Origin of the sequence: Flavobacterium chungnamense, assembly GCF_039539165.1 — a bacterium.
Taxonomy (GTDB): Bacteria; Bacteroidota; Bacteroidia; order Flavobacteriales; family Flavobacteriaceae; genus Flavobacterium; species Flavobacterium chungnamense.
The window spans coordinates 1-12,873 of the sequence record NZ_BAABCS010000003.1; the positions used below are offsets into that span (position 1 = coordinate 1).

Here is a 12,873-nt window from a genome sequence, read left to right on the forward strand (position 1 = left end):
AAGCTTCTATAAAACGAACTGGATTGTCAGCCGTTATCTTGTCTTCTAAGCTACTCATTTGTAGCTGATGGCGAGAAATTCCTTGAATATGTTGCATCATTAAAATTACAAAAATTCTATTTTTAGTACAAGTTTTTAACTATATTTGTTAATGAGATTGTGAAGTTTTTTCACAGTCTGACGTTAACAGTCATTGTAAGTGATCGACTTGAAAAATACAAAATCCATAAGAAATAAATCATCTCAATTTCTTCATCTTGAAAAAAAAACAAAATCTTTTGTGACTTTTATATCACTTTCACTACTAATAGAATAAACGAAACAAAAACTGTGGATGAGCTATGATTTTTTAGACACTATTAAACAAAACGAAAGAGATAAAGAATTCAAATCTGTTAAACAATTACTTGAAGATAAAAACTAAAATTAAAATCATTATGACAGAAAACAAAAAACGAAATGTCGGAAACGGAATTGGCGTTGGCGCAGCACTTGGACTTTTATTTGGACTAATTTATGGTAATAAATCAGGTAATGTTTCCCAAGGTCTTGCTTTTGGAATTGCTTTTGGTTGTGCTCTTGGAGCAATTTTTGATTTTGCAATTAGAAGTAAAAAGAGCTAAGTGAAACAACAACGAACCGCTAATAGCAGTTTTGAGTAACGCTAAAATAAACAATAAAATACCATTATGAAATTCAAGCTAAAACATATTATTTTCCCTTTATTTGTACTAGTATTATGCTCTTTTATGGAATTTCAAGACGAAAATAAAAGTAATGATGAAACTGGATTCTCAAAAATGTGTTTAAAAATTAGTAACGAATATAAAACACAAATTGAACACGGAAATGTTTTTAATAACAAAACCAAAAAGTTCTTTAGCTTACCTGAATTTAGTAAAATACTAAAAACTGTTTCAAAATATGATTTGAATAAAAATGTAAAGTTTGAAGTTAAGGAAAGTAATATTGGAAAAATTCAAAAAATAATTTGGAGTAATACAAAAAATAATGTTGACCTTAGAAGTATAGAAAAATTAACATTCAAAACTAGTATTGAACAAGAATTTAGTGGCGGAAAAATAAAAAATGAATTTGAAATTATTGACTACCTAATAACAAGAAATCAAAAGCCTAAGAAGATATATTTGAGAATTATAGAAAATGAATTTGAAGAAATCACAATTGACAATGTAAAATATACTGGCGTTTTTGAAAGTAGAATATTGGGAATTGACGAAGCAAAGGAAGAATTTGATAAACTGTTAAATAAAAAATGAAAGCTAGAATTCTTATACTATTGATAATTGTTCTTACTATTTTGACTGCATTGTTTAGTTGGTCATTTTATACTCGCATCAGAATGGATTACAATTCAGAAGGAACGTATTTTGATAAAGATTCTTTAGTTGTCTATAAGGAACAGGCATTAATAGTTTATGGATTAATTACATCTATATTGCTTACATTGACAGTGTTGATAACCTTAAAATTGAAATCAATTATTAATAAAAATAAAATAGCTAATAACAAGATTTAATAACTTAGAAGAGCTTCCGAAGAAGCGTATTGGGAAGTATAAAAAAAAATAAAAGTATGAGAATTGTAATAGTAACACTGATTTTAATGACTCTTATTTCTTGTAAAAAAGAAAACGATAAGCAACAGAACATAGAGGAAACACAAATAGAAAAAAATAATATTGATACTATTGAAATATCAAAAAAACATAAAATCAACAAAATTACATGTGATTTAGATGGAGATAAACGAAATGAAGTTGTTGAAATTGTTAGAAGCACAAAAAGTGGAAAAAGCGGATTACGAATAGTATTTGGAAACGGAAAAAGAACAGATTATTTCGGAATGGGAAATGATATTTTAAAGCAAGGTTTCGACGAAATTGATTGGGCAGGAATATTTGAAAAAGCACCAAAAAATGAAATTTATTGGAATAATGTAAATGACGAAGGAGAAATAGTTTCTGAAGAAGAAATAAAGGAATCTGATAAAATTAAACTTCTAAATGACGGAATATATATACACGCTGAAGAAAGTTGTGGTGGAGGAATAATTTATCTAAAAAACGGAAAATACGAATGGATTCAACAAGAATAAATTGTCAGCCACTAATACGTGTTTTGCCAATTTCCGAGTTTGCGCTTGCCATTTTGTCTTCATAAAAAATAACCCAACTCTACAAAGTCTCCTGACCTAGTTGCAGGAATAAAATTTTAAAAAAATTCATCATCATTTTAAAATCATAACCACTTTACTCCTATCATCCTCCAAAGGAACATAACCACCATCCTCTTGCCTATAAAAAGCAATTACCAAAATGGTAAATAAAACACCACCCAAAAATTCCATCGTTGGCAATAGGTTTTAAATCAACAGGTATTTCTCCTGCATCAATATCGAATGGATCGTCTAATCCAACTATAAGTAAATACAAATAACAAAACAAAAAAGTAATATACTTTTTTGAAATACAGATTTATTAATTTTAATAATTTCTCTATCCTGTTTTAACTTCATATACAACACTTCTTACTTCATATTTCGTACCTCAAACTTAAAAAAATACTATGCGTGCATAAAATTTAACATAAATAGTATGCGCGCATAATAAATTTTTTATATATTTGAATCCGAAACTAAAACGATATAGTAAAATATGATGAAAGAAAAAACTATAGATTATGTGCTACGCGCGACATGGCAAGCAGTTTCACGAATGTATAACGAGGAAGCATCAAAATTTGACGGTTCCATGGCGATAGGATTTGCCTTACTAAGTATAGACAAAGAAGAAGGAACACCTTCAACTTACATAAGCAACCGAATGGGAATGGAAGCTACATCGCTAACCAGAACCCTAAAAACATTAGAAGAAAAAGGATTAATCATAAGAAAAAAAAATCCAGATGATGGAAGAGGCGTTTTAATCTACCTAACCTCTTTAGGAAAACAAATGCGCGAACAATCAAAAACTACAGTGTTAAAATTCAACGAAGTAGTAAAACAAAACATCACAGAAGAAAAACTAAACCATTTCATGGAAGTAGCCGATGTGATAAATGATTTGATAACAGAGAAGAAGATTTTTTAGAAAATAGAGAAAAGAAACAAGAAGAAAGAAAACCATTTGCATAAAATAGTCTTGGCTCTTGCTTCAAAAAACAACAAAATAATAATAACATGAAGAAAGTTAGTCTTGCCTCTTGCAGCGCAGCGGTCTTTCTTCTTACATCTAATAAAACATGAAACGAACAATTAAAAAAGTGGCAGTTGTAGGTTCTGGAATCATGGGTTCTGGAATTGCTTGTCATTTTGCTAACATCGGTTTGGAAGTACTCCTTTTAGACATTGTGCCCAACGCACTAACTGAAATCGAGGAAAAGAAAGGACTAACTTTAGAAAGTAAAGTCGTTCGTAACCGTGTGGTAAATGACCATTTAGCAAATGCTTTAAAAAGCAACCCATCGCCTATTTACAGTCAGAAATTTGCTAGTCGAATTACAACAGGAAACACGACTGATGATATGTCCAAAATTGCAACTTGCGATTGGATTATCGAAGTTGTAGTAGAACGTTTAGACATCAAGAAATTGGTATTCGAACAAATCGACAAATTCCGTAAACCAGGAACTTTGGTAACTTCAAATACATCAGGTATTCCAATTAACTTTATGAGTGAAGGAAGAAGCGATGATTTTCAAGCACATTTCTGTGGAACGCATTTCTTCAATCCAGCGCGTTATTTGAAATTATTCGAAATCATTCCAGGTCCAAAAACATCACAAGAAGTATTAGATTTCCTTTTTGAATACGGATCTAAATTCTTAGGAAAAACTTCAGTAATTGCTAAAGATACTCCTGCTTTTATCGGAAACAGAATCGGAATCTTCGGAATCCAAAGTCTATTCCACCAAGTAAAAGAAATGGGATTAACCATTGAAGAAGTTGATAAATTAACAGGTCCAGTAATTGGTCGTCCAAAATCGGCAACCTTCAGAACCGTTGATGTGGTAGGTTTAGATACTTTAGTTCACGTTGCTAACGGAATTTATGATAATTGTCCGAATGACGAAGCACACGAATTGTTCAAACTACCCGATTTCATCAACAAAATGATGGAAAACAAATGGCTAGGAAGTAAAACAGGACAAGGATTTTACAAAAAAGAAGGCAAAGAAATCTTATCGTTGGATTTAGATACATTAGAATATAGAGCAGCTAAAAAAGCATCGTTCGCAACATTAGAATTAACTAAAACAATCGATAAACCAATTGATAGATTCAAAGTTTTAGTAAAAGGAAAAGACAAAGCTGGTGATTTCTACAGAAAAAATTTCTCAGCAATGTTTGCTTATTGTTCTAACAGAGTTCCAGAAATCACAGACGAATTTTACAAAATCGACGACGCCATGAAAGCCGGTTTCGGTTGGGAAAATGGTCCATTCGAAATTTGGGATGCCATTGGTGTAGAAAAAGCCATCGCAATGATGGAGGCCGAAGGTTACAAACCAGCTGCATGGGTAACTGATATGTTGATTTCAGGAAACAAATCTTTTTACTCTGTTAAAAATGGTAAAACGTGTTACTACAACATTCCATCAAAATCACAAGAAGAAAAACCAGGTCAAGATGCTTTTATCATTTTAGATAATATAAGAGAAAGTCATAAAGTTTGGGGTAATTCAGATGCTTCAGTAATCGATTTAGGTGACGGAATTTTGAACTTAGAATTCCATTCTAAAATGAATACCATTGGTGGTGGTGTTTTAACTGCAATCAATAAAGCAATTGATTTAGCCGAAAAAGATTATAAAGGATTAGTAATTGGAAATCAAGGAACTAATTTCTCAGTTGGTGCTAACATCGGAATGATTTTCATGATGGCAGTAGAACAAGAATACGACGAGTTAAACATGGCAATCAAAATGTTCCAAGACACGATGATGCGCGTACGCTACTCCTCTATTCCGGTTATCGTTGCACCTCACGGAATGACACTTGGTGGCGGATGCGAAATGAGTATGCACGCTGACAAAGTTGTTGCCGCTGCAGAAACGTATATTGGTTTGGTAGAATTTGGAGTTGGTGTAATTCCAGGTGGTGGTGGCTCTAAAGAAATGGCAGTTCGCGCAGCTGATTTGTTCCGCAAAAATGATGTGGAGTTGAATGTTCTTCAAGAAAACTTCCTAACTATCGGAATGGCAAAAGTAGCAACATCTGCCTACGAAGCTTTCGATTTAGGAATTTTACAAAAAGGAAAAGATATTGTGGTAGTAAACAAAGACCGCCAAATTGCTGTAGCAAAACAAGTAGCGTTGCAAATGGCTGACCAAGGTTACACACAACCTGTTAGAAGAACCGACATTAAAGTGTTAGGTAAACAAGCTCTTGGAATGTTCTTAGTAGGAACCAACCAAATGGTAGCTGGAAAATATATCTCAGAACACGACTTAAAAATTGCCAATAAACTAGCTTATGTAATGGCTGGAGGTGATTTATCAGAACCAACACTAGTAAGTGAGCAATACTTATTAGATATTGAACGTGAAGCGTTTTTATCACTTTGTACTGAAAGAAAAACGTTGGAGCGCATTCAGTTTATGTTAACTAAAGGGAAACCATTGAGAAATTAGAAAATAGAAACAAGAAGAAAGAAGAAAGACATAAATAATCTTTCAGCGAAGCGGTCTAATTTCTTGCTTCTTTCCTCTCAAAAATAAAAAAAATGAAAACAGCATATATAGTATCCGGATTTCGTACAGCAGTTGGAAAAGCGCCAAAAGGAGTTTTCCGTTTCAAACGTCCTGACGAATTAGCAGCAGAAACCATCGAACACATGATGTCTCAATTTCCAGATTTCGACAAAACGCGTATTGACGACGTTATGGTTGGAAACGCCATGCCAGAAGCCGAACAAGGTCTGAATGTAGGAAGATTAATTTCCTTAATGGGATTAAAAGTTACAGACGTTCCTGGGGTAACAGTAAATAGATATTGTGCTTCAGGATTAGAAACTATCGGAATGGCGACAGCAAAAATCCAAAGTGGAATGGCGGATTGCATCATTGCCGGTGGAGCTGAAAGTATGAGTTTTATCCCAATGGGTGGATACAAACCAACTCCTGATTACTCTGTAGCAAAAGAAGGTCATGAAGATTACTATTGGGGAATGGGTTTAACGGCTGAAGCTGTTGCAAAACAATTCAATGTGTCTCGTGAAGATCAAGATGAATTTGCATTCAATTCACATAACAAAGCATTGAAAGCGCAAGCCGAAGGTAAATTTGACAAACAAATTGTTCCAATTACTGTGGAGCAAACCTTTATCAATGAAAATGGTAAAAAAGAAACCAAATCGTATGTTGTAAATAAAGATGAAGGTCCAAGAGCCGACACAAATATTGCTGCTTTAGGAAAACTAAAACCTGTATTTGCAGCCGATGGTTCTGTAACTGCAGGAAACTCTTCACAAATGAGTGATGGTGCAGCATTTGTACTTATCATGAGCGAAGAAATGGTAAAAGAATTAGGCGTTACTCCTATCGCAAGATTAGTAAATTTTGCATCAGCAGGAGTTGAACCAAGAATAATGGGAATTGGCCCAGTAAAAGCCATTCCAAAAGCATTGAAACAAGCAGGATTATCTTTAAATGATATTGATTTAATTGAATTAAACGAAGCTTTTGCATCACAATCATTAGCTGTTGTTAGAGAATTAGGTTTAAATCCAGACATCGTAAACGTAAACGGTGGCGCAATTGCACTTGGACATCCACTAGGTTGTACAGGAGCAAAATTATCAGTTCAATTATTTGACGAAATGCGATTAAGAAAATCTAAATACGGAATCGTGAGTATGTGTGTTGGAACTGGACAAGGTTCTGCAGGTATTTTTGAATTATTGTAGAGAATAGAGGCAAGAAACAAGAAGCAAGACTTATGAAACATAACTTTAAGAATTTAAAGATTTGGATTTCAGCAATGAATATTACCAATGATATTTATAAACAAACTTCTGAATTTCCAAAATCTGAAACTTATGGTTTAGTAAGTCAAATGAATAGAGCTGCTGTTTCAATGCCTTCAAATATTGCAGAAGGATCCAATAGAGGAAATATACACTTTAAACATTATTTAAATATAAGTTTAGGGTCATCATTTGAATTACAAACACAATTATTAATAGCAAATCAAAATAAATATATAACCGACGAAAAAACGATAGAAATAGAAAATAAGATTATCGAATTCCAAAAAATGACTACAGGTTTTATCAGTAAATTGGACGTATAATCTTCTCTCTTGCATCTTTCTTCTTTTCTCTAAAAAAAATAAAAAATGAGCGAAATAACCAGAGGAGGACAATTCCTAGTTAAAGAAACAAAATGTGAAGACGTTTTCACACCCGAAGATTTTTCAGAAGAACAAATCATGATGCGTGATTCTGTAAAAGAATTCGTTGATAAAGAAATATGGCCAAACAAAGACCGATTTGAGCATAAAGACTATGCTTTTACTGAAGAAACCATGCGTAAAGCAGGTGAAATGGGCTTTTTGAGCGTTGCCGTTCCAGAAAATTATGGTGGGATGGGAATGGGATTTGTTGATACTTGCCTAGTTTGCGATTATATTTCGGGTGCAACAGGTTCGTTTTCAACAGCTTTTGGTGCGCATACTGGAATTGGAACTATGCCAATCACATTATACGGAACAGAAGAACAAAAACAAAAATACGTACCAAAATTAGCATCTGGTGAATGGTTTGGAGCTTATTGCTTAACAGAACCTGGAGCAGGTTCCGATGCTAATTCAGGAAAAACTAAAGCCGTTTTATCAGAAGATGGAACGCATTATAAAATCACAGGACAAAAAATGTGGATTTCTAATGCAGGTTTCTGTTCTGTATTCATTGTTTTCGCTCGAATTGAAGATGATAAAAACATTACAGGTTTCATCGTAGAAAATGATCCAAGTAACGGAATTTCAATGGGTGAAGAAGAGCATAAATTAGGAATTCGTGCCTCTTCTACTCGTCAGGTTTTCTTTGCTGATACTAAAGTTCCAATTGAAAATATGTTGGCTGCTCGTGGTGAAGGTTTTAAAATCGCTATGAATGCCTTGAATGTTGGACGTATCAAATTGGCAGCCGCTTGTTTGGACGCGCAACGTCGTGTGACTTCTAATGCAATTAACTATGCTAACGAAAGAGTTCAGTTTAATACTCCTATTTCATCTTTTGGTGCTATTCGTTACAAATTAGCAGAAATGGCAACTTCCGCTTATGCTGGAGAAAGTGCTACGTATCGTGCCGCAAAAGACATTGAAAACCGCATCAAACTTCGTGAAGCTGAAGGCGCAAGTCATCAAGAAGCCGAATTAAAAGGAGTTGAAGAATTTGCTATCGAATGTTCTATTCTAAAAGTAGCCGTTTCGGAAGATGTTCAAAACTGTGCTGATGAAGGAATTCAAATTTATGGCGGAATGGGATTCTCTGAAGATACACCAATGGAAAGTGCTTGGCGCGATGCTCGTATTGCACGTATCTATGAAGGAACGAACGAAATCAACAGAATGCTATCCGTTGGAATGCTAATCAAAAAAGCGATGAAAGGTCACGTTGATTTGCTTGGACCAGCCATGAAAGTGCAAGAAGAATTAATGGGAATTCCATCCTTTGACACGCCAGATTATTCAGAATTATTTTCGGAAGAAAAAGAAATGGTGGGCAAATTGAAAAAAGCCTTCCTAATGGTTGCTGGTGCTGCCGTTCAAAAATACGGAATGGATTTAGACGCACACCAACAACTATTGATGGCTGCAGCCGATATGTTAATTGAAATTTACATGGCAGAAAGCACCATTCTTAGAACAGAAAAATTAGCCAAAAAAGAAGGCGAAGCCAAAGTACAAGAGCAAATTGCTATGGCAAAATTATACTTATACAAAGCAGTAGATATCGTTGCTGCCAGAGGAAAAGAAAGCATCATTTCTTTCGCAGAAGGCGATGAACAACGCATGATGTTAATGGGATTACGCCGTTTTACAAAATATACTAACATGCCAAATATTGTTGGTTTAAGAGAAACTATTACAGCTAAGTTAGTGGCTGAAAATAGTTATTGTTTTTAATTATAGTTAAGTTAATTGTTAAAAAGCCACTTGATTTTTCTTGTGGCTTTTTTTTGTGCAACATTCCATACTAAAAACTTAATTTTTAAGTTATAATTCTATGAAAAAAATTAGTTGTTTACTTCTTTTAGTTTTAATTATTTCTTGCAAATCAAAACATCCAAATCTTTCTAAAAATGAGACGAGTGAAATTATTGAAGTTAAATCACGTTTTGAAAAAATCAATCTTAAAGAGGTAAATAGCCAAAAACTTACGAGAGCATATAATCTTGGAAAACGTCTTTTAGAAACATGCAATACATCAAGATTTAAAGTTTTCTCTAAAGAGGAAGCTACTGATAAAGTGATACAAAACGCTACAATAGAAAAAATTTCAAAAACGTGTCAAAAAATATTAATGAGAAATGGGAAATTTATTGATTTAAATCTAATAGAAGTAACTCAAGACAACGAAACAGAGGATTTATTTTTTAGATATAAAATCGAATATGAAAAGAAATATTTCGAACGTGAATTGTATGTAACCATAAACTCTGAAGGCAAAGTTTCTGAAATGAAAACTAAAGAGTTACCTAAAAAGCCAATGTAAAATTGATTTTTTTGTTACTTTTGAAAAATAGCAAGAAATCAATTTTGGATAAAAAAGACTTACATTATTTTAAAAATACTCAAGAATGGCGTGATTGGTTACATGAAAATCATCATTCTTCTAATGGAATTTGCCTATTGTTCTACAAAGTAGGCAGTTTAAATGAAAGCATGCGTTGGGAAGAAGCTGTTCAAGTTGCCATTTGCTATGGTTGGATTGATTCAACGGTAAAAAAAATTGATGACGAAAAACGTAAGCAAATGTTTACTCCTAGAAAAGAAAAAAGCGTTTGGAGCAAACTCAATAAAACTTATATTGAAAAACTCCTTGCTGAGAACTTGATACACGAAAGTGGTTTGAGAAAAATTGAAATAGCCAAACAAAATGGCTCATGGGAATCACTCGATGCTGTTGAAAATTTAGAACTACCAAAAGACTTAGAATTCGCATTTCAAAATAATAAAACTGCATTTGATAATTATCAAAACTTTAGTCCTTCTTACCGAAAAAGTTATTTGTATTGGTTAAATCAAGCCAAACGTGAAGAAACACGAAACATTAGAATTAAAGAAATCATTAGCCTTTGTGAACAAAACATAAAATCAAGGCAATAAAATCTTAACATTTATACTCTTAAACTTTCTTAAAAATACCTAGCTTTGTAACTCTAAATAAAGCTATGATAAACCCATCTGCACACGGTTGGATTGATAAGTATTTTGTGGAACAAAAATCATTGTTCGACACTACTATTGATGGATTATCGTTTTACAAAAACATTAGAGCTACTGGATTTATTTATGGGCACATCATTGCAATAAATTCAAATCCTAAAATAGATATTTCACAATGGAAATCGGACGAAATATCTAAAATCGCTTTACTTACAACACTTCTTAATGTTTATCGCTATACAAATCAAGATAATAATTCTGAAGAATTTATAAAAAAAACTGTTGCTTTTTATAAAGAAATGACACCCAAAGGTTTTGTTTTATTTGATAAAATCATGAGTTCAAATCAAAGTTCGAAACTAGAAAGTTATATCAATGAACGAGTTCAGACGAACAAAGATATCATCAGTAAAAACTTTTCACATATCGTAACTAATGCACTATTGTTTGTTGATGTTTTAGCGTTTCATCAATATTTACAAAAAGATGCAATTCCTGAAAAGTATTTAAAACGGATGGAAGAAACTATCATGAGTATTGTTTCTTTAGCTTTAAAAGTTAAAACCATCAAATCGCAACACGATGATTTATTGATAAAATTATTTGAAGCATCAGTTCGTTACACCAAATTTTCTAAGGTAAATATTCAAAATCTGGAGGAATTACCTTTAGATTATTTCACTAATGATTTAGAAAAATATTACCTTTTAGATTTAGCTGGAATAACTCTTTGGAATGATGGAAAAGTTGAAAACGACGAGGTTTATTTTCTTCATAAATTAGCTGAACAGATGAAAATTTCAAATGAATTTGTAAATGGAAGTATTGATGCAACTAATGAATTTATAGTTTTTCATAAAAAAGAAATTCAGTATTTTAATTATTCTAATCCAGTAAAGCATTTTTACGATCAGACTACTACTGGAGTTCAGGTTTTGATTAAAAGAAATCAAAAACGATTGACTAAAGAAATCTCTGAAAGCAAGGAATTGATGAAACTTTTAGCCAAATCAACTCAAAAAGATTTAAGTTCAGAAGAAAAAAAGAAAGTAAAAAAACAATTACTCGACATTTGCAAAAGCATTCCGTCTTTAACTATTTTTTTACTTCCTGGTGGAGGATTATTATTACCTATTTTGATAAAATTTATTCCGCAATTATTACCTTCGGCTTTTAATGAAAATCTTGAAGATTAGTAATTATTAATCCATGCAAAATGATTGTTTTTAATTTCTTCATTTTTTTTGGTTACAAAATCTAAATAAGCTTTAGCCACTGGACTCAACTTTTTGCCTTTCAACCAAATCAATCTCCAACTTGATACTAAAGGAAGTTTATTTATCGGAATTATTTTAATATCTCCTTTTTCCAATTCATTTTTTAAACCAATAAGCGGCATAATTGAAAGCCCCAAACCAGCAATAACGGACTGTTTCACTGCTTCGTTGGATGTTAATTGTATTTTCATATTGGGAACAATTCCTGTTTTATCTAAAAAGGTTTCCATCGAAAGTCTTGTTGCAGAACCCAACTCTCTATAAATGAGTGGCTGATTTGAAACATAATTTAATAAACTTGAACCTTGATTTATTTCGGTAAACCTATTCCCTACCAAAAACAATTTATTATCCATTAATGGCATTGATTCAACAGTTATATCATTGGGAAGTATTGACACTAGAGCAAAATCTATTTCATTATTTCTGAGTGATTTTACAACTTTACTTTTATTTGTAACATCCATTTCGAGTTCTACCTCAACATTATTTTTCATAAATTCTGACAAATAGTAAGGCATAACGTATTTTCCTGTTGAAACAACAGACAACTTTAACCTTCCTGATAATTGTCCTTTGAAAGCTTGAGTTTTATAATTTATAGCATAAACTTCATTAATTATATTTTCTGCTGCTAAAGCAATCTCTTTACCAAAATCAGTTACATATAATATTCTTCCAACAACTTCTGTCAGAGGAATTTCAAATTGATCTTGAAAATTTCTTAATTGAATTGAAACAGCAGGTTGCGTAAGATGCAACTCCTCTGCAGCTTTGGTTATACTTTTCGTTTGCGTTATTTTTAAAAAAACTTGTAGCTGATGCAAGGTATAATTCATAAAAATATTTTATATATATCATTACAAATATAAATAAAAATATATGATTTATTATTATGAGTTTTGCACTATCAATTTTAATATAACAAGTATGAATAGAAATAATATAGAAATAATAGAAGCAAAATTAGACAATCTAAAATTAGACAAAGACAATAAAACCTTGACAAAAAACATAATTTATTCAAAAACAAGTCACAATCTACTAATGCTATTTTCAATGATTTTTATACTGATAGGGTTTTACCTATCGCTAATTAGTGAAACTTTTACTAATGAAATAATTATTGGCATAGGAATTCTAACAAGTGGATACGGATTTATGAAACTATCAAACAAATAAA

At 32.2% G+C, this 12,873-nt stretch carries 14 protein-coding genes; 13 read left to right on the top strand and 1 reads right to left on the bottom strand.

Annotation, left to right across the window (positions count from 1 at the left end; genetic code table 11):
* The first annotated feature begins 437 nt into the window (after positions 1–437).
* The 12 genes from ABD771_RS00560 to ABD771_RS00615 all read left to right on the top strand — a co-directional run bounded on the left by ABD771_RS00560 (position 438) and on the right by ABD771_RS00615 (position 11,609).
* Positions 438–623, top strand: a complete 186-nt coding sequence (locus tag ABD771_RS00560; protein ID WP_345089108.1) for a hypothetical protein — start codon at positions 438–440, stop codon at positions 621–623.
* Positions 624–689: 66 nt separating this feature from the next.
* Positions 690–1,280 carry a hypothetical protein gene (locus tag ABD771_RS00565; protein WP_345089111.1) on the top strand — a complete coding sequence of 197 codons (591 nt, stop codon included), beginning with the start codon at positions 690–692 and terminating at the stop codon, positions 1,278–1,280.
* Complete coding sequence (locus ABD771_RS00570; RefSeq protein ID WP_345089114.1) at positions 1,277–1,540, top strand: hypothetical protein; 264 nt, start codon at positions 1,277–1,279, stop codon at positions 1,538–1,540. The genes ABD771_RS00565 and ABD771_RS00570 overlap by 4 nt, the downstream gene beginning before the upstream one ends.
* Positions 1,541–1,596: 56 nt before the next feature.
* The gene (locus ABD771_RS00575) at positions 1,597–2,118 is read left to right on the top strand and encodes a hypothetical protein (protein ID WP_345089117.1); all 522 of its coding nucleotides are present in this window, start codon (positions 1,597–1,599) and stop codon (positions 2,116–2,118) included.
* 562 nt (positions 2,119–2,680) lie between these two features.
* Positions 2,681–3,112: a MarR family winged helix-turn-helix transcriptional regulator gene (locus ABD771_RS00580; protein ID WP_345090044.1), complete on the top strand. Its 432-nt coding sequence runs from the start codon at positions 2,681–2,683 to the stop codon at positions 3,110–3,112.
* A gap of 151 nt (positions 3,113–3,263) precedes the next feature.
* A complete protein-coding gene (locus tag ABD771_RS00585; RefSeq protein ID WP_345089120.1) occupies positions 3,264–5,654 on the top strand; it encodes a 3-hydroxyacyl-CoA dehydrogenase/enoyl-CoA hydratase family protein in 2,391 nt (796 codons plus the stop codon).
* Between the two features lie 92 nt (positions 5,655–5,746).
* Positions 5,747–6,928 carry an acetyl-CoA C-acyltransferase gene (locus tag ABD771_RS00590; RefSeq protein ID WP_345089123.1) on the top strand — a complete coding sequence of 394 codons (1,182 nt, stop codon included), beginning with the start codon at positions 5,747–5,749 and terminating at the stop codon, positions 6,926–6,928.
* Between the two features lie 32 nt (positions 6,929–6,960).
* Positions 6,961–7,314, top strand: coding sequence for a four helix bundle protein (locus tag ABD771_RS00595; protein ID WP_345089126.1), 354 nt, complete (start codon positions 6,961–6,963; stop codon positions 7,312–7,314).
* A gap of 45 nt (positions 7,315–7,359) precedes the next feature.
* The gene (locus ABD771_RS00600) at positions 7,360–9,150 is read left to right on the top strand and encodes an acyl-CoA dehydrogenase family protein (RefSeq protein ID WP_345089129.1); all 1,791 of its coding nucleotides are present in this window, start codon (positions 7,360–7,362) and stop codon (positions 9,148–9,150) included.
* Between the two features lie 100 nt (positions 9,151–9,250).
* Positions 9,251–9,739: a hypothetical protein gene (locus ABD771_RS00605; RefSeq protein WP_345089132.1), complete on the top strand. Its 489-nt coding sequence runs from the start codon at positions 9,251–9,253 to the stop codon at positions 9,737–9,739.
* Positions 9,740–9,783: 44 nt separating this feature from the next.
* Positions 9,784–10,353 carry a YdeI/OmpD-associated family protein gene (locus ABD771_RS00610; RefSeq protein WP_345089135.1) on the top strand — a complete coding sequence of 190 codons (570 nt, stop codon included), beginning with the start codon at positions 9,784–9,786 and terminating at the stop codon, positions 10,351–10,353.
* 65 nt (positions 10,354–10,418) lie between these two features.
* Positions 10,419–11,609 (top strand): LETM1-related biofilm-associated protein, encoded by a 1,191-nt coding sequence (locus ABD771_RS00615; RefSeq protein ID WP_345089138.1) that lies wholly within the window; start codon positions 10,419–10,421, stop codon positions 11,607–11,609.
* Here the strand turns inward: ABD771_RS00615 and ABD771_RS00620 are convergent.
* On the bottom strand, positions 11,606–12,529 hold the full coding sequence (locus ABD771_RS00620) for a LysR family transcriptional regulator (RefSeq protein ID WP_345089141.1): 924 nt from the start codon (positions 12,527–12,529) through the stop codon (positions 11,606–11,608). The two genes, ABD771_RS00615 and ABD771_RS00620, sit on opposite strands and share 4 nt — an antisense overlap.
* Positions 12,530–12,620: 91 nt before the next feature.
* Here ABD771_RS00620 and ABD771_RS00625 point away from each other — a divergent pair, with 91 nt between their 5' ends.
* Positions 12,621–12,872, top strand: a complete 252-nt coding sequence (locus tag ABD771_RS00625) for a hypothetical protein (protein WP_345089144.1) — start codon at positions 12,621–12,623, stop codon at positions 12,870–12,872.
* Position 12,873: the final 1 nt, after the last annotated feature.

What these genes read in the sequence shown, in the direction of transcription:
- ABD771_RS00560 (WP_345089108.1), top strand. Translation starts at nt 438, where the DNA reads ATGACAGAAAACAAAAAACGAAATGTCGGAAACGGAATTGGCGTTGGC.
- ABD771_RS00565 (WP_345089111.1), top strand. Translation starts at nt 690, where the DNA reads ATGAAATTCAAGCTAAAACATATTATTTTCCCTTTATTTGTACTAGTA.
- ABD771_RS00570 (WP_345089114.1), top strand. Translation starts at nt 1,277, where the DNA reads ATGAAAGCTAGAATTCTTATACTATTGATAATTGTTCTTACTATTTTG.
- ABD771_RS00575 (WP_345089117.1), top strand. Translation starts at nt 1,597, where the DNA reads ATGAGAATTGTAATAGTAACACTGATTTTAATGACTCTTATTTCTTGT.
- ABD771_RS00580 (WP_345090044.1), top strand. Translation starts at nt 2,681, where the DNA reads ATGAAAGAAAAAACTATAGATTATGTGCTACGCGCGACATGGCAAGCA.
- ABD771_RS00585 (WP_345089120.1), top strand. Translation starts at nt 3,264, where the DNA reads ATGAAACGAACAATTAAAAAAGTGGCAGTTGTAGGTTCTGGAATCATG.
- ABD771_RS00590 (WP_345089123.1), top strand. Translation starts at nt 5,747, where the DNA reads ATGAAAACAGCATATATAGTATCCGGATTTCGTACAGCAGTTGGAAAA.
- ABD771_RS00595 (WP_345089126.1), top strand. Translation starts at nt 6,961, where the DNA reads ATGAAACATAACTTTAAGAATTTAAAGATTTGGATTTCAGCAATGAAT.
- ABD771_RS00600 (WP_345089129.1), top strand. Translation starts at nt 7,360, where the DNA reads ATGAGCGAAATAACCAGAGGAGGACAATTCCTAGTTAAAGAAACAAAA.
- ABD771_RS00605 (WP_345089132.1), top strand. Translation starts at nt 9,251, where the DNA reads ATGAAAAAAATTAGTTGTTTACTTCTTTTAGTTTTAATTATTTCTTGC.
- ABD771_RS00615 (WP_345089138.1), top strand. Translation starts at nt 10,419, where the DNA reads ATGATAAACCCATCTGCACACGGTTGGATTGATAAGTATTTTGTGGAA.
- ABD771_RS00620 (WP_345089141.1), bottom strand. Translation starts at nt 12,529, where the DNA reads ATGAATTATACCTTGCATCAGCTACAAGTTTTTTTAAAAATAACGCAA.
- ABD771_RS00625 (WP_345089144.1), top strand. Translation starts at nt 12,621, where the DNA reads ATGAATAGAAATAATATAGAAATAATAGAAGCAAAATTAGACAATCTA.